Origin of the sequence: Paenibacillus sp. GCM10027630, from assembly GCF_042676305.1 — a bacterium.
Lineage (GTDB): Bacteria > Bacillota > Bacilli > Paenibacillales > NBRC-103111 > Paenibacillus_S.
Genome location: NZ_JBHTGY010000009.1, coordinates 79480 through 96732 on the forward strand (window position 1 = coordinate 79480; position 17253 = coordinate 96732).

General features: G+C 46.2%; 11 protein-coding genes, 1 riboswitch and 1 other annotated feature. Of the genes, 10 read left to right on the forward strand and 1 reads right to left on the reverse strand.

Features of this window, described 5'->3' with window-relative positions; genetic code table 11:
- Positions 1 to 497: 497 nt before the first annotated feature.
- From guaA to ACFQ0C_RS04840, 6 genes are all read left to right on the forward strand, one after another.
- Positions 498 to 2036: a glutamine-hydrolyzing GMP synthase gene (gene guaA / locus ACFQ0C_RS04810; RefSeq protein ID WP_258217488.1), complete on the forward strand. Its 1539-nt coding sequence runs from the start codon at positions 498 to 500 to the stop codon at positions 2034 to 2036.
- A gap of 175 nt (positions 2037 to 2211) precedes the next feature.
- Positions 2212 to 2312, forward strand: a riboswitch (purine riboswitch).
- A 155-nt stretch (positions 2313 to 2467) separates the two neighbouring features.
- Entirely contained in the window at positions 2468 to 3865 is a 1398-nt protein-coding gene (locus tag ACFQ0C_RS04815) for an NCS2 family permease (RefSeq protein WP_258217489.1), read from the forward strand.
- Between the two features lie 153 nt (positions 3866 to 4018).
- Complete coding sequence (locus ACFQ0C_RS04820; RefSeq protein ID WP_379364457.1) at positions 4019 to 4279, forward strand: hypothetical protein; 261 nt, start codon at positions 4019 to 4021, stop codon at positions 4277 to 4279.
- A 152-nt stretch (positions 4280 to 4431) separates the two neighbouring features.
- Positions 4432 to 4704, forward strand: a binding site (T-box leader).
- A 519-nt stretch (positions 4705 to 5223) separates the two neighbouring features.
- On the forward strand, positions 5224 to 6861 hold the full coding sequence (locus ACFQ0C_RS04825; RefSeq protein WP_379364570.1) for a 2-isopropylmalate synthase: 1638 nt from the start codon (positions 5224 to 5226) through the stop codon (positions 6859 to 6861).
- 138 nt (positions 6862 to 6999) lie between these two features.
- Positions 7000 to 7824, forward strand: coding sequence for a class I SAM-dependent methyltransferase (locus ACFQ0C_RS04830; RefSeq protein ID WP_379364459.1), 825 nt, complete (start codon positions 7000 to 7002; stop codon positions 7822 to 7824).
- 2436 nt (positions 7825 to 10260) lie between these two features.
- Positions 10261 to 10842: a hypothetical protein gene (locus ACFQ0C_RS04840; RefSeq protein ID WP_379364463.1), complete on the forward strand. Its 582-nt coding sequence runs from the start codon at positions 10261 to 10263 to the stop codon at positions 10840 to 10842.
- A gap of 761 nt (positions 10843 to 11603) precedes the next feature.
- Here ACFQ0C_RS04840 and ACFQ0C_RS04845 read toward each other — a convergent pair.
- Positions 11604 to 13562, reverse strand: a complete 1959-nt coding sequence (locus tag ACFQ0C_RS04845) for an ABC transporter ATP-binding protein (RefSeq protein ID WP_379364465.1) — start codon at positions 13560 to 13562, stop codon at positions 11604 to 11606.
- Between the two features lie 256 nt (positions 13563 to 13818).
- Here ACFQ0C_RS04845 and ACFQ0C_RS04850 point away from each other — a divergent pair, with 256 nt between their 5' ends.
- The 4 genes from ACFQ0C_RS04850 (at position 13819) to ACFQ0C_RS04865 (ending at position 17243) form a co-directional block, all read left to right on the forward strand.
- Positions 13819 to 14652, forward strand: coding sequence for an endonuclease/exonuclease/phosphatase family protein (locus ACFQ0C_RS04850; protein WP_379364467.1), 834 nt, complete (start codon positions 13819 to 13821; stop codon positions 14650 to 14652).
- A 225-nt stretch (positions 14653 to 14877) separates the two neighbouring features.
- Positions 14878 to 15891, forward strand: coding sequence for an HD-GYP domain-containing protein (locus tag ACFQ0C_RS04855; RefSeq protein WP_379364469.1), 1014 nt, complete (start codon positions 14878 to 14880; stop codon positions 15889 to 15891).
- A gap of 32 nt (positions 15892 to 15923) precedes the next feature.
- Positions 15924 to 16847 (forward strand): diguanylate cyclase domain-containing protein, encoded by a 924-nt coding sequence (locus ACFQ0C_RS04860; protein WP_379364471.1) that lies wholly within the window; start codon positions 15924 to 15926, stop codon positions 16845 to 16847.
- A gap of 36 nt (positions 16848 to 16883) precedes the next feature.
- Positions 16884 to 17243 (forward strand): response regulator, encoded by a 360-nt coding sequence (locus ACFQ0C_RS04865; RefSeq protein WP_258217496.1) that lies wholly within the window; start codon positions 16884 to 16886, stop codon positions 17241 to 17243.
- Positions 17244 to 17253: the final 10 nt, after the last annotated feature.

A 17253-nucleotide genomic window follows, 5' to 3' on the forward strand; every position in this document is an offset into this window, starting at 1 on the left:
TACTGAAAAACAGCCTGTGGAGCCAATCTACAGGCTGTTTTCATTGTTGCATAGCTGTTGATATCCATGTTAATTATGTGCATAACTATGGTTGATTTGTTTATAACTATGTGGATAAGTGTGAATTATCTGAAAAATGAAGGTTAGTATGTGTATATGTTGTTATGCTGTATTATTAATAGTAGGACCTATCTATATGGTAAATGATAAATGGAATGATAATAAATGATTAATGGCCCTTTCAATGGAGTGGAGATAAATGAATCGCAATAAAGGTTTTCTCATACAGGCATTGCCCTTTCTAATTAGGAAGCTTATAATATTACCTATTGATTTAGCAGAGCGTTGAGCGGAGTTGAAGCAGGGATTTGCTTAATAAATAAGCAAGTGGCCTATTGAAAACTCAGCCGATGCGTACGAAGTCAGTTTTCTATAACGAAAACTCAGTCAATGCTTACGAAAGAAAGTTTTCTAAAGAAAACTCTTAGGAGGAAATTATGGATAAACCGAATGAACTTATTGTCGTATTAGATTTCGGAGGGCAGTACAATCAACTCATAGCCCGTCGGATTCGTGATTTGGGAGTGTATAGTGAGCTGCTGCCTTACAATACAACCGCGGACAAATTAAAGCAGCTTTCACCTAAAGGAATTGTTTTCTCTGGCGGACCATCAAGCGTGTATGGAGAAAACTCCCCGATTGTTGATCCAGCCATCTATGACCTGGGTATCCCTATTTTCGGTATTTGTTACGGTATGCAGCTAATAGCTCATCAGCTTCAAGGCAAGGTGGAAAGAGCCTCCAAACGGGAATATGGCAAAGCAGAAGTGGATTTTGCGGATCATTGTCAGTTAGTCCATGGCTTGGACAAGCAGCAAACCGTATGGATGAGCCATGGCGATCATGTAGTTGAACTTCCTACAGGTTTTGTTGTTGATGCCAGCACGGATCATGCTCCAGTTGCAGCAATGAGTCACCCGGATAAAAATATATTTGGCGTCCAATTTCATCCAGAGGTTCGCCATTCCGTTTTTGGTAATGACATGATTCATAACTTCCTGTACCGAGTATGCGGTTGTGTGGGACAGTGGAGTATGGAAAGCTTCATCGAGGACACAATTCGTGATATCCGTACACAAGTCGGCGACAAAAAGGTGCTATGTGCACTTAGCGGCGGCGTGGATTCTTCCGTTGTTGCAATATTGCTTCACAAAGCAATTGGCGATCAACTGACATGTATGTTTATTGATCATGGTTTGCTGCGCAAAGGGGAAGCGGAAGGTGTTATGGAAACCTTTGTTGGCAAATTCGATATGAAGGTTGTTAAAATCGATGCCCGTGATCGTTTTATGGGTAAGCTTGCCGGAGTAGATGATCCTGAACAAAAGCGGAAGCTGATCGGAACGGAATTCATTCGCGTGTTTGAGGAAGAATCGGAGCAGTTTGATGATTTCGCCTTTTTGGCGCAAGGAACGCTGTATACCGATATCGTAGAGAGCGGAACAGCTACTGCACATACTATCAAGTCGCATCATAACGTAGGCGGTCTTCCAGAGGATATGAAATTCGAGCTGGTTGAACCGTTGAAGGCTTTGTTTAAAGATGAAGTGCGTAAAGTAGGCGAAGAATGCGGCCTGCCAGCAGAAATCGTATGGCGTCAGCCATTCCCGGGTCCGGGTCTTGCAATCCGCGTGCTGGGTGAAGTAACTGAGGAGAAGCTGACCATTGTTCGTGAATCCGATGCTATCCTGCGTGATGAAATTGCCAAAGCGGGTCTAGATCGCGAGATATGGCAGTATTTCACTGCACTTCCAAACATGAAAAGTGTTGGCGTAATGGGAGATGCTCGCACGTATTCCTACACGGTAGGTATTCGTGCAGTAACCTCCATCGATGGTATGACTGCCGATTGGGCACGTATTCCATGGGATGTTCTTGAAAAAATATCGGTGCGTATTGTTAACGAAGTGGATAATGTAAACCGTATTGTCTATGACATTACTTCCAAGCCGCCAGCTACTATTGAGTGGGAATAATAGGTAAGTAGTGATGGGAAAAGTCGTTTCTTTCCTCTTTTGGAAGAAGCGGCTTTTTCTTATGCCCTATGTCTAGTGATTTTAATAAATAAACCGAACATGAAGAAAAAAAAACTGCCGAATGTTCGGAAAAGCAATTGACAAGTGAAGGTATCGCTCTTAGAATAAGTGATGAATATTAAGGGAATAACAGTTTCGTATAATCTCGGGAATCGGCCTGGGAGTCTCTACGAGATCACCGTAAATGATCTGGCTACGAACAAACAAAGCGGAAGACGTTTAACGTACACTGTGTAACAGAGCTCACGGCACATCCTGCTGTGCATCTGTATGCGCAAGTGCTTACCGTCCCGACTTTGCTTGCGGGCTCAGCAGAGAGATCATGCTGAGTTTATTTCGTTGTTCCAAAAACCATTTGGAGGGATTTGGGGATGGATCGATTTTTCAAGCTAAAAGAAAACGGTACTACCGTACGTACGGAGATCATGGCAGGCTTAACGACGTTCATGACAATGGCGTATATTCTCGCGGTAAATCCGAACATTCTAAGTAATTTCGGATCTGGTGCGACGGGCATGGATTGGACTGCGGTGTTTTTGGCAACGGCTATTGCTGCAGGCGTTATGACCATTGCGATGGGCCTGTTTGTTAATTTTCCTGTTGCTTTAGCTCCGGGGATGGGCTTAAATGCATATTTTGCTACAGTGATTCTATCTTCACAAGGTCAGTTTACGTTTCAAATGGGACTAGCTGCTGTATTCATTTCCGGATTGATTTTTATTGTACTAACGGTTACGAAGGTACGCCAATTGCTGTTAGTTGCAGTGCCGGATAGCTTGAAGCATGCCATCACGGTAGGGATTGGGTTGTTTATTACAATTATTGGTTTGAAGAATAGCGGTTTGCTTACGGTAGCTGTGGAATCAACTAAAGATATTCCTGCTCATAAGTTTGTGGATGTGCTTTCTTTTGAAACCGTCTTCCATATGGGGAGTCTTAAAGATCCTGGAGTATTGCTTTGCATTATTGGTTTGTTTTTAATCTCGATTTTGATGGTGCTGCGGGTTCGCGGTGCAATATTATTAGGTATTTTGCTGACAACCGTTGTTGGCTACTTTATGGGTCAAGTAAACCTGGGTATGTTGACTGATGCTAAAACGAATTGGGTACCTGACATGGGTAAATTAGCCTTTGGTCAATTTGATTTCAAAGGTTTGATGAATGTGGGAATTATTTCAGTAATTGCAACCTTTACTTTTGTGGAGCTGTTCGATACATTTGGTACTTTAGTGGGTACCGCAAACCGTGCTGGCTTTATGAAAAATAAAGAGGAAGGCAACAAAAAAGTCGGCAAAGCTATGATGGTTGATGCTATTGCGGTCAGTGGCGGCGCTCTGGTGGGTACAAGTACTGTAACTGCATATGTAGAGAGCGCTGCGGGCGTTGCTCAAGGCGGGCGTACTGGCTTGACTGCTGTAACTACTGGCGTGTGCTTTTTGCTGGCGTTGTTCCTTGCTCCAATTGCGGCTCTAATTCCAGGGTCGGCTACTGCAGCGGCGCTAATCATAGTAGGCGTTCTGATGATGCAATCTATCAAGGAAGTTGATTTCCAAGATTATGTTGTTGCGATCCCATCCTTCTTTACCATCGTATTCATGCCTTTTACATATAACATCGCAAATGGTATCTCGTTCGGTATTGTGTCCTATGTGGTTTTGGCCTCCATTGCTAGTGCTAGCGGTCGTGGGCAATATAAAGTGCATTGGTTGATGTGGGTGTTGGCTGTGCTTATCGTGCTTAGGTATGTGTTTATCGGTAGTGAAGGATAGTTATCCCAATATTTGGGATTTGCTCCAGTGTTCATTAAATTCATGAGCGCTGGGGCTTTTTTAATTGGGGTACATATTTAGCGGGAGGAAAAATAGCTAGTGTCAGCCTCCTCAAGTTGTAGTATAATATTTAGAATAAGTGAGGTGAATTGGATGTCTGAAATGAATGAAAAAGAGCTGCTAAATGCAATATTGTACGAGCTGCAGGCGGTTCGTGCGAAGGTAGATGCGACATCAGATGATTTACTGCATTTTCGAAAAGAAATGAATGAATTTAAATCGGAAATGAATGATTTTCGAAAAGAGACCGCCAATAATTTTAACAAGGTAGACCGTAGGTTAAGATTTGTAGAAACGGATTACGACCAGCTTAATGAGCGGGTTGATAAAATAGAATTACGTAGCAATCATTGACAGTCCATATGGCTGTTTTTTTGTTTTTAGGTGCAGGAAAAATAGTGTTTATCCGAACAAGCATTTGATGTTTGATTATCTCGTTCAAAAAAGTTTTTGTAACGTATGCATTGACATTGGATGAGAGGCATACTATACTAACAAACAATATCATAAACGCGAAGAACGGGAACAGTAGTCGGTCCAATCTGTACAGAGAGCTGCGGGTGGTGCAACGCAGTCAGAGAAGCCTATGAAGCTCGCCCGGGAGCGGTGGAACTGAAACGGTGTAGCGCTGCACCTGCAAATAAGTTCTGACGGTTTGCCTCCGTGAAAGGGTAGTGCTGATGAATTCATTCATCCGTACACTAAGCGGATCTCCAGCATAATGCGGAGGTCAACGAGAGTGGTACCGCGATAAGACTATAAGGTCTGTCGTCTCTTATACAGAGATGACAGGCCTTTTTTGGTTATAGGAATTAGCATTAACATCATAACAACAAACGCGAAGAACGGGAGCTAGTAGAGCATTTCCCTTGTCCAGAGAGCTGCGGATCGGTGCAACGCAGTCAAGGGAGGCACGAATCTCGCCCGGGAGCGGTAGAGCTGAAACCGGTAGAACCACCGGTGTTAGGCTGTAACGGAGGATCCCCACGTGATCGGGGAGCGAAGTAGAAGTTTCAATGCTGCGAAATAAGCGCTGCTTGAGGCCTGCATACTTTGCACAAAGCGGACGCCCTTCGAAGGAAGGGGTCAACAAGAGTGGTACCGCGGCAGCTTAGGCCTGTCGTCTCTTTTCTAGAGACGATGGGCTTTTTTTGTTGAAAAAAAAGCTGCAAATCTGGCAAACGCACTGGCTTTAGGAGGGCTACACCATAGTTCTTCTAGGTAAAAACTATAATCAAATCTTCGGGCTTGTTGCCCATCATAGTAAATAAAATTGGGAGGAATAACAAATGACGAACATGAACCAAGTAAACTCAAACCAAGCAAGCACAGCAAAGGGTCAGGCTAAGGAAATAAAGAGAGTCCATATTTTTGATACGACGCTTAGGGACGGTGAACAAGCGCCGGGAGCATCGCTGCATCCCGAACAGAAAATTGTTATCGCTCGCCAACTGGCACAGCTAGGGGTAGATGTTATTGAGCCGGGTTTTCCAATCTCCAGCCCAGGCGACTTTATGGCCGTACAGCGTATTTCTCAAGAGGTTACAGGTGTTGAGATTTGCGGATTTGCTCGAGCGGTTAAGGAAGATATCGATTCAGCCGTCCGGGCGACGGAAGCTGCGGAACGGCGGAGGCTGCATATGTTTTTGTCCTCGTCCAATATTCATCTGGACTTTCAGCTGCGAAAATCGAGAGAACAGGTTATTCAAATTGCCCGATCGATGGTTGCTTATGCTAAGCAATTTGTAGATCGAATTGAATTTTCACCGATGGATGCAACAAGAACTGGAGATGAATTTTTGTTTGAAATGATTGAAGCTGTGATCCAGGAAGGAGCAACGATCATTAACATCCCGGATACTGTCGGTTATGCTCTGCCTGAAGAATACGGAGCGATGTTTACCCGTGTGATGAACAACGTTCGCGGCGGTAAGGGAGTAGAGTACAGCGCTCATTGTCATAATGATCTTGGGCTTGCAGTTGCTAATAGTCTTGCAGCGATTCAAGCTGGAGTTACTCAAGTTGAAGTGACCGTTAACGGTGTAGGCGAACGTGCTGGGAACTGCTCCTTGGAAGAGCTGGTGATGGCAATTGAGACTCGTAAGGATGCAATGGGGGCTGTGACCGGGATTCAGACACCATACATTTACGAGGTATCACAAAAGGTCAGCCGTGCGATGAGCTTTCCGATTGCTTTTAATAAACCAATTGTGGGACGAAATGCTTTTCAGCACGAAGCTGGCATCCATCAGGATGGGCTTTTGAAAAATCGCAATACTTACGAAATTATGGACCCGGATCGGCTTGGCGTACCTCGCAATATGATTATTCTGGGCAAGCATTCAGGACGTCATGCCATTAAGCATCGTGTAAGCCAATTTGGTGTGAATCCGACAGAGGAACAAATGGAAGCACTGTATATCAAATTTAAAGAGCTGGCCGATCGGCAAAAGGTAGTTCAAGATCATCAGCTGATGGAGCTGATTGGTCATACCGTTAATACGGTGCTTGAGCCATATACATTAGTGCAGGCACAAGTACTGACGGGAACAACAGGAAACCGGATGGCTTCCTGCACCGTTAAGGACAACGCAGAGGGCAATGAGCTTGTCTTCTCGGGGACCGGCGAAGGTCCGGTAGAGGCACTGGTCGCAGGTATCAGTCAAGCACTTCCTGTTCATGTTGATTTTACGGATCTGGAGCTGTACTCCTTGTCTTCGGGCGAAGAGGCTAACGGAGAGGCAATTGTGACTGTAAGCTGGAAGGGCAATCATTTCAGAGGAGTAGCTGTTCATCGGGATGTGCTGATGGCGGTAGCGCAAGCCTATATGGCCGCTTGCAATCAAGCTGTTCGCGAATATCTTTTACAAGAGCAGGCTCAAGGGGAAGCAAGGGATTCAATTGATGCCGGGGAAGTAGAAATTACAATTCCTTAAAAGCTTCTGGTCCAGTTCACTGGGTTGAGTCAGCTAGCTCTGGTGAGGTTAGTGGATGCGGCTGGCTTATACGGACATTACATCATCGTTTCGACAGAACGAATGTTATATTTGTTAATGCGAGAGGGATGAGGGCGGATGTCGGAAAAGGATCGTATCCTTGCATATTATGAGACTTTTGACGAATGGGGAAGGCTTGAACGCGAACCGATTGAGTTTACTGTGAATTGGCATTTTATCCAAGCGCATCTCCCCAAGCAAGGCCATATTCTGGACAATGGAGCGGGTCCTGGCAAATATGCAATGAGATTGGCTCAATGCGGTTATAAGGTTACGTTGTCGGACGTAACGCCTAAGCTTGTGAAGCAGGCTCAGGAAAAGGCTGAAGAGTGTGGCTTGCTGGAACGGTTCAATGGCTTTCATGTTGCGGATGCAAGGGATTTGAGCTGCTTTGGAGCTGAACAATTTGATGCTTCCTTGATGCTGGGACCTATGTATCACTTGCAAATGGAACCAGAGCGAGCAGCCGCGGTTAAAGAACTGTACCGGGTTACAAAGCAAGCGGGAGTTGTGTTCGTAGCTTTTATGCCAAGAATTAGGCATGTTATAACCTCGCTGCTTGCCCCGCTCCATTGGAAGCCAAACGATAGTGCGGATGGAATAGCTGAATTCATGAATACGGGAGTATTTAACCACAGTGATGAAGGAAGGTTTACGGGGGCTTACTATTTTGATATTGAAGACATTCAGCCTTTTATGGAGAATAATGGCTTCCAAACGATTAAACTGATCGGTTCATCGAATATTAGTTCATTGCTCCAGCGGGAACAAAGGGATTATTGGAAGCAACGTGGAGATGAAGAGATGCATAAAATAATACAGATATTAATAAAATCAGCGGAAAATCCATATGTTTTAGGGGTTTCCCCCCATGTTGTGTATATTGGAAGAAAAGTCAGTTAATTTTAAATATTTAAATAAAACTCATAAATAAATACACAAGGGCTGTGGATAAAAGTTATCCACAGCCCTTGTGCGTAATGTGAATAACTATGCAAAAGTGAATAAATTCAACCCGAATGGAGACACCCTATTTTCATGACAAGTGGATAATATTTTCATGAATAACCTGTGGATAATGTGGATAACCCTGTGGATTACAAAGAAATGGGCGTTTTTCCAAGCGGATTTTTGAATGGTCCTTGGGGATAATCTTGTGGATAATAGTAAGAAATTCCTATGATAATCACATGCGGGATAAATGGGTTAAGTTAGGGGGAAAGTAACGTCATATAGGGTAAATAGAACATACTAATTAGTAAAAGATGGCCCGGAAATGAGGAGGTTTGATTGTGGTTAAGAGCCGGACGGCTGGGTTTATATTTGTTTTGTGGATAAGCAGTATGATGATGCTAAATCAAGCGTCTGCTAATCCTCAATCCACATCGGATCCATTTTCAAAGCATTCAACAATACATAAAAAAATAACGGTGGTTTCTGTTCCCGGTTTGTCTTTTTTGGAGTTGGACCCGCACAACGCACAGCAGGACAAGGCTCTGATCACAACCTTGCCTCACATAGAGGAGTTAAAACATCGAGGTGCATGGGGGGCATTAAATATCAGAACTCCAGGCAAAGGCTTGGAGGATGTGTATATATCGATGGGAACGGGACAAATTGCCGATGCGAACTCAGGTATGGCAGGCATTCAAGCCAGGGAACCGCTTGGAGCTGAGCAAGCTTGGCAGAAGTATCAACGATTGACAGGTGTTTCTGTAGGTGAGGGTAAGAATGGAATCGTTGTCCCTCAGATGGAAGTAATCAAACGTTTAAATGCTTCAAATTATTATCATGCACGACCAGGTCTGCTGGGAGAAAGCTTGGAGGCTGCAGGAATCCGCGTAAGCGTATGGGGGAACCTTGATCTTGTGAAGTCGGAAGCCGGTATGAAGGAAGCGGATTTAGGCAAAACCTTTCGCAGATATGCCCCGGCTATGGTAATGAACGAATCAGGCCGTGTACAGCAGGGTGATGTTGGCGGCAATGGATTGCTCGTCGATAGCTCTGGACCCTATGGATTACGAACTAATTATAGTTGGTTAATGGCCCGGTGGAGTGAGCAGATGAGCCCATCGTTAGTGCTGCTGGAGCTCGGGGATCTCCAACGTTTATATGATGAGCGAGAGTCTTTTTCCAAGGAAGCCTTTGTGAGAAAGAAACAGGAAGTTGTGACCGAGATAGACCGTTTTATAGGAGAATTGACACGTGCTATGGAGAAGGAGTTCGATGGATTGGAGGAGCTCTGGCTGCTGAGTCCGCAAGTAAATGGAGAAGCAGCTAAGGAAAAAGCTTTATTAGCGCCAATCCTTATGTACTCGCCGTCTTCTGATAAGGAGGCGCTGTTGACATCTGCAACAACCCGCCGACAAGGTCTTATTACGATTGTTGATATCGCCCCAACCTTGCTCAGGGCTTACGGCATTCCAATACCTCAGGAGATGATCGGATTACCGGTTATTGCAGAATCAACATCAGATGCGCTTCCAAGGCTACTACAGGATTTGCAGCATATGCAAGCTGTGTATACGCAGCGGCCCAAATTACTATATGGGCTTGCCGTGTATGAAATTATAGTGATGCTGGCTGCGCTGGCGGTCGCTTTGTATTTTTCAGGCAGTCGTGTTATAGGAAAAAGAGGGTTAACCCTATGGAGGACTCTGCTGTTCTCGCTTCTAATTGCCCCTCTTGGACTTCTGGCAATGGGATGGCTTGCTTCCCAGTCGGAAGGAGCAACGGCAGCTGTGCTGGCCGGGATATTCGGAGCTAGTATAGTATTCTCATCAGCCGTGGCCCGGATACGTAAAGGATTTGTATATGGCTTGGCGGCGATAGGGTTATTGGTAACAGGAGTGATCCTGTATGATGGTTTTCACGGCGCAATAGCCATGCAGAGATCGGTGCTCGGCTACGATCCAATGATAGGTGCGCGTTACTATGGCATCGGTAACGAATTTATGGGCGTGCTGCTCGGCGCTGCGCTGCTCGGCCTCACCGCGCTGCAGCAGGCGCTGCGCTTGTCGCGGCGTCCGCGCCGCGCCGTGATTGAGCCCCCGGGCTCAATCACGGCTTCCGGCGCGATAGCGCCAGCGGCTGCGCGCGAAGCGGTGCTCGCGGATGCGCTGCTGCCCGCGCCTGCGGGCTTCGCGGCCTGNGCGCGAAGCGGTGCTCGCGGATGCGCTGCTGCCCGCGCCTGCGGGCTTCGCGGCCTGGCGCTTGCCGCCGCTCGGCGCGCCCGCGCTGTGGCCTCGCGCTGGCGCGCCAGCTGCAGCGCTGCGCACCGCGGCAAGCACCGGCGCAGCCGCGCGCGCCTGGGCCGCGCTGCCTGCAGCAGCAGCCGGCGTGCTTGTCGCCGGCTACCTCGCGGCGCCGGAGCTCGGCACTAACGCCGGCGGTGCGCTTGCCGCCGCGGCAGGCTTCGGCGCGCTCACGGCGCGCCTCGCTGGTGGGCGCCGCTGGCTGCGCCTGGCGCCGCTTCTAGCGCTGCTGCTCGCTGCAGCGCTAGCGGGCTTGTGGCTGCTCAACGCAGGTGCAGCCACAGGTCTTCCGGCCGATAAGCAGAGCCATATCGGCCGGGCCTTCGATGCGCTGCTCCAGGGACGGCTAGACGCTATAGGCGCCATGATTGTACGAAAGCTCGAGATGAACTGGCACCTGATCGGCGTCTCGGCCTGGAGCAAGGTTCTCCTCACCAGCCTTGTTGTAATGGCTGCATTGGTGCTGCGGCCTCGGGGGCTGTTTCGCCGCTGGCAGCGCCGCTACCCATACCTCATGTATGGCTGCGCAGCCAACGTAATCGGCACAATCGCGGCGCTGCTGCTTAATGACTCAGGCATCGTTGCCGCGGCAACGATGATTATATACGGCAGCGTACCTCTGCTGCTGCTCAAACTGGAAGAGGCTGTCCCAAAAGGGTATCAGTGAATGAATCAGTCCCAAACTATGTACAAAGACGCCTCCAAAACCACCATGCAAGCGGAAATGGAAGCGTCTTTTTTGTAGGGAAATTCCCCTCAAAGTGGGGGATTGAAAATCCAGAAATGAGTTCGGCAACTTTTTGGATGTTGCTTAAGTGATGGGGAGAGAAGCGATGTTCAAAGGCTGCTTTCAGTCTAGAGGAGGCCATGATTTGTCGGGGCCGCTGCGAAAGAAAATAGATGGAAAATGTAACGCTAATCCAGCGTGGATATCGCCTGAAATCAATCTAACTGGAAAAACAAACTCTAATAGAGGGGATATGGTGGATATTAGCCAAAATACGTAGAATTAGCATGAGAAATTCCAGCTATAAGACTTGGAACGATATTTTCGGAGTAACTAACTTGACATTTTCCTGATAATTGCACGGAATGCGCAAGACTGCCATACAATGCCGGAACCGAACCATGAACCACGAGCTATGAACCCGATACCCGCGATTAGCAAGCGTTGGAAAGCTATCTCATCTTATGCGTCACTGAATACACAAGAATGTGCAAAAGAGCCTTCGACTATTAAAGTGGAATTGAGGGCTCTTTAGCAACCATATATTCAGGATAAAATGGTGGAGGGGTTGTCTCAAAATGTCTTTTGGGACAGCCCCTTCTGTTTTAAAGGTAGAAGCTATTATTTTATTCCACTAAATAGTTATTGCATTAATAATTAAAAATTTCCCTAACCTATTCAGCCAGATCGAATTCCATTAATTACTCCGCCAGCTGCTCCCATTGCTCATAGCAATTGGCCAGCTCTGCTTTTTTCTGTTCAATGAGCTCGTTTTTTTGCTGCACCTGTACGTAGTCGTTATACACTTCAGGTTTTGCGAGATCTGTCTCCAGCTCAGCCATCTCTGTTTCCAAACGGGCGATATCCTGCTCCAGCTGCTCCAGCTTACGCTGGCGTGCACGCTCATCACGCTTGGCCTGCTTGCCTGCTTCGAAGCTTTTCTCCGTTTGCGATGCTGCTTGAGCTGCCGTATCCATTTTGGCTCCGCCGGCATTTTTCCCTTTTGCCGCTTCCAGAGCCAGCCGCTGACGTTCTATCTCGGCGAGCTCCTGCTTTTTTTCTACATAGTCATCATAATTTCCGAGATAGGGGGTCACGGCAGTACGTGTCAGCTCCAGCATGGATTCGGCCATTTTGTTCAAGAAATACCGGTCATGGGATATAAAAAGCAGTGTGCCTTCGTAATCTATAAGAGCTGATTCCAGCACTTCCTTACTGTACAAGTCCAGATGGTTGGTAGGCTCATCGAGAATAAGCACATTCGCTTTTTCGAGCATTAGCTTGGCTAAGGAGACACGTGCTTTTTCACCGCCGCTGAGCGCCGAAACCTTCTTGAATACATCCTCTCCGCTGAACAGAAAGCTTCCCAGAACCGTTCGAATTCTCGCTTCCTCAATATGAGGGAATGCATTCCATACCTCTTCAATGACTGTGTTTTTTCCGTTAAGCCCTGATTGCTCCTGATCATAGTAACCGATGCGCACATTGCTTCCCCACTGAATGTTGCCTTTAACCGGCTTCTGCTCGCCAATTAAAGCTTTTAGCAAAGTCGATTTTCCAATTCCGTTAGGCCCTATCAACGCGGCCGTATCTCCGCGGCGCAGCTGGAACGAAATATCTCTAAGCAGCGGACTGCGACCGTCATAGGATATGGAGACATCATTTACATGCAATACCTCTTTACCTGTTGCTTGCTCCACCTCAAAGGCAAAGTGAGCGCGCTTCAAGTCGCCCAGCGGTTTGTCGAGACGGTCCATTTTCTCCAATGCTTTACGGCGGCTTTGTGCCCTCTTGGTCGTGGAAGCCCGCACCAGATTGCGCTGAACAAACTCCTCCATCTTAGCAATTTCACCTTGCTGTTTTTCAAATTGCTTCATTTGGATTTCATATTCGGCCTGCTTGGTATCTACAAATTTGGAGTAATTGCCCGTGTAACGCTTGGATGTATGCCGTTCGATTTCATAAATAGCCCCTACCAATGCATCGAGAAAATAACGGTCATGGGATACAACCAGAATAGAGCCTGAATAAGAGCGGAGATAACCCTCCAGCCAAGTTAGCGTAGGAATGTCCAAATGGTTAGTAGGCTCGTCCAGCAGCAGCAGGTCGGGCGCTTGGAGCAGCATTTTGGCCATAGCCAGCCGTGTTTTCTGACCGCCGCTTAATGTGTTCACAAGCGTCTCCGGCGCAAAATCGCCGAAGCCCATCCCATGAAGAATTCCGCGAATGCGAGCCTCAGCTTCATAACCGCCTTGCTCCTTAAACCACTCCGAGCGCCCAGCGTACCGCTTCATCGTATCCTCCGTAAGCTTGTCGTCAGCCAGGACGGCAGGATCGGACATCATGGCTTCCAGCTTGCGAAGCTCCAGCTCCGCTTCCTCCAAATGAGCGAATACGCTTTTCATTTCCTCCCAAATCGAACGGTCAGAGATCAGTCCGCTGTTTTGTTTCAAATAGCCGACTTTGGTTTCCTTTGCTTTGAAAATATCTCCTGAATCGTAAGACATTTCTCCCGCAATAATTTGCAGCAGCGTTGATTTGCCGGCGCCGTTCACCCCAACTAAACCAATACGCTCACGTGGCTCAATCTGTAACGTTATATTAGAAAGCACGGTGTTGATACCGTAGCTTTTTGTAATTCCTGACACTTGCAGCAGCATGTTATGCCTCCCGGAATAGTACTTAGGATTAGTTTGTGAAATGTAAGCACATTTGTCCCTGAGGGACGAAGAAGCCGTGTATCTCGGACACGCACTAATTATTAGTGTACCATGTTCCAGTCGAATTTTCAGCCTTACGGTCAGTCCCGCCGAATTTCCATCATTTCTCCCGTATACAAACGTGAAACTGCCATCGTATGCTGAACCTATCAGCTATTAAACGGACGATTTCAAAAGGTAGAAGAGGGTGCTTAGGATGCAGACAGCAGTTCAACGAAATAGAAGTGGATCGTTAATAAAGCGACACACTGTGCTCTTGGCTTTTGTTTTTCTGCTCTGCACCGCCGCAGTCTTTTCCTGCTGGAGCTGGACTGAAGCGGTTACCCTACAGCATGCAGCTGGAGAGCAGGGAGCCTTGCGTTGGATGACCTATAATATTCGTCATGGTGAAGGCATGGACAATCAAGTCCGTTTGTCAGCTATCCGTGCCCAAATTGAACAGGGAAACGCTGATTTCATCGCTCTTCAGGAGGTAGATCGCTATCAATGGCGGACCGGCTTGCAAGACCAAGCCTCCAATTTGGCGAAAGCGCTGCATATGTACTACAAATTTGCTCCTGCGTTCCGTCACGGATTCTCTGAATACGGCATAGCGTTATTAAGCCGCTTTCCTTTGGAAAATGTGCGTGTTTATCCGCTTCCTGGCGGTAGGAACCAGGAGCCTCGTACAGTGTTGACGGCCCAAATAAAGCTGCATGAACAGGTCGTAACTATTGTTACCACTCATCTTGGAGTTGCTCGCAGTGAGCGTGAGCTGCAAATGCCTGCATTGGTTGATATCCTGAAATCGATGGACACCCCATTAATTGTGATGGGTGATTTCAATATGCCTGATTCCGATGCTTTGATGAGCGGTTTGCACCAGATGCTTTACAAAATTCCTTTGCAGCCGCCTCAAGCTACAGTTGTTAAAGGCGGAGAGATCGATCATATATTTACAAGCTTTGCTCCTGGGTCTTCAGCATGGACACATTATGACAAGTCATCTGATCATATTCCCGTATTAGGTCAAATTACAGTCATCCAATAGTAAAAAAGTATCAATTTTTAATAAAATATTTTATTTTTCGTCATTATGGGGGGTATTTTTGACGAAAAGGCATTTTTTTACAGATATTATTTTAGGGATATATTGTAAAATTAACTCACTCTATGTAAAAAGTGAATTCGTATTTCCTTTTCACTATCGTTTTATTCACCATGACCTTACCAAATGATGCTAATGATGCTTCGAGGGGAGACAGGTTGATAAACCATGAATGAAGAGAAGTTAGTACAGAGGTTAGGGTACAGATTTAAAAAGGACCTTATGACCAGCTGGGGATTAATTCTCATTCCAAAGGAAAGCCTCTTAGAAGCTCATCACATAGAATGGATAATGAATCATGGAATTATAATGGAGGAGCATGATTTTGAGAACCCTCACCAAGTTACCAACGAGGAGCTAGTTACCCAGGCTAGTGAAATGGTCAAAGAAATGTTTCATTTAATTAATGAGGAAAAAGAAATTCCTCTGGAAGCTTTGAATCGATCCGTGATTCCTGCGATTTACCAAGCAAGCGAGTTTCCGAGTTTGTTCAGTGTGCTTTCTGGTCTTCAGGCCAAGGATGATTATACATACAGGCACAATATTGGAGTAGGGGTTATTTCTACATTAATTGGGAAATGGCTGCACCTCTCCGAAGAAGAGCTGTCTATGCTGAGTACAGCAGCTACACTTCATGACGTTGGAAAGATACAAATTCGTGATGAGATCCTGAATAAGCCCGGAAAATATTCGAATGAAGAGTATGAAATTATGAAGCAGCACACGAAGTTTGGGTTTGATATTATTAAACGGACTCCCAATTTACCCCCTGAATTAGCATTGGTAGCGCTGCAGCATCACGAGAGGGAGGATGGTCAAGGATACCCGAATGGATTGAAGGGCGATCAAATCGAGTTTTTCAGTAAAATTGTCGCTGTAGCCGATATTTTTCATGCCATGACCTCTAAAAGGGTATATAAGGATGCAACACCTTTTTATTTGGTCATTCGTCAAATGCAGGAGGATCGATTCGGACTGCTGGATCCTTTGATCTGCAGTGTATTTATTCGGCGAATGATGGAGCTGGCTGTTGGAGACGAAGTGATACTTACCGACGGGCGCCGCGGGGAAATTGTGAATAGCAATCCCCTAGATCTTACTAATCCTTTGGTAAAAGTCGGAGACGAATATATCAATTTGAGTGAGCACCAAAATTTGTTCATCCAAACCTTGGTGGGATAAGTGAAAATATGATCATAAGGGTGAAACCGATCATGAGCCAACAGCCAAATGACTTGATCCAAGTCGAGGCGCTAATCAAACGGCCTGAGATGCTTAGTTATATTTTGGGGCAGCTATCCAATCGCATGTATATTCTTGATATGGATGGAACGATTGCTTATACGGTGCTTACTCAACAATCGCTTCTGGAGCTCGTGCTGATTTCAGAGCCTGTAACCCTGTTTACATGTATTCATCCTGATAATCAATTGATTGTGAAGGAAAGCCTGGCTGAATTACTAACTAACAATGACAAGGTTTCCTTTGAGTGTCAGTGGGCGGTTAATGATGAAGAATGGTCGTGGATTGAAGCGGTAATTATTCCTGTTAAAGAAGCGGATTCTACTGTACATAAGTATTTGCTTTCTATAAGAAGTATTTCGGATATGAAGGAAAGAGAAGAACAGCTAGCCCGATTGGCTTATCTTGATCCTCTTACAGAGCTGCCTAACCGGAGAGCGTTTGAGCTGCATTTGCAGCAAGCTATCGGGAATGCCAAGCGGTACAATCAGCTGATGGCGCTTTTTTATACGGATATTGATGATTTTAAATGGATTAATGACCGATACGGGCATGAGACTGGAGATTTGCTGCTCAAAGCCTTTGCTTCCAAGGTAAAGCGATGTATACGGGAAATTGATATGCTATCACGCTTGGGCGGCGATGAGTTTGTTATTCTTTTGCCCCGAATTGATACGGTTACTAATGTCCAAAGGGTGGCTGAGCGAATTTTGTCTTCCGTTAGGGAAGGCTGGAGGATTGGCGAACACGTTCTGGAGGCTACGATAAGTATGGGAGTAGCTGTTTATCCGGGAGACGGTGACGATGCGGTCAAGCTGCTTCAGAATGTGGACAAAGCCTTATATCAGGTCAAAAATAATGGCCGAAACGGCATATCCTATTATACTCAAAACTAAATTTAGAAACTAATTACATAAGGGAGAGAACAGTGGATGGCGAAAATACTAGTGGTTGATGATGCGGCATTTATGCGAATGATGCTTAAAGATATTTTAACAAAAGGTGGTCACGAAGTAGTAGGTGAAGCCGAGAACGGAATTGTGGCTGTTGAAAAGTTCAATCAGCTGCATCCCGACCTGGTGACGATGGATATTACTATGCCTGAAATGGAGGGGATCGAAGCTCTCAAGCTGATAAAAGGCCAGCATCCTTCAGCCAAAGTTATTATGTGTTCTGCGATGGGGCAGCAGCATATGGTTGTTCAAGCTATTCAAGCTGGAGCGAGAGACTTTATAGTTAAGCCGTTCCAGTCGGAGAGAGTTCTCGAATCCATTAGCAAGGCGATTAATTAATAATTCATCA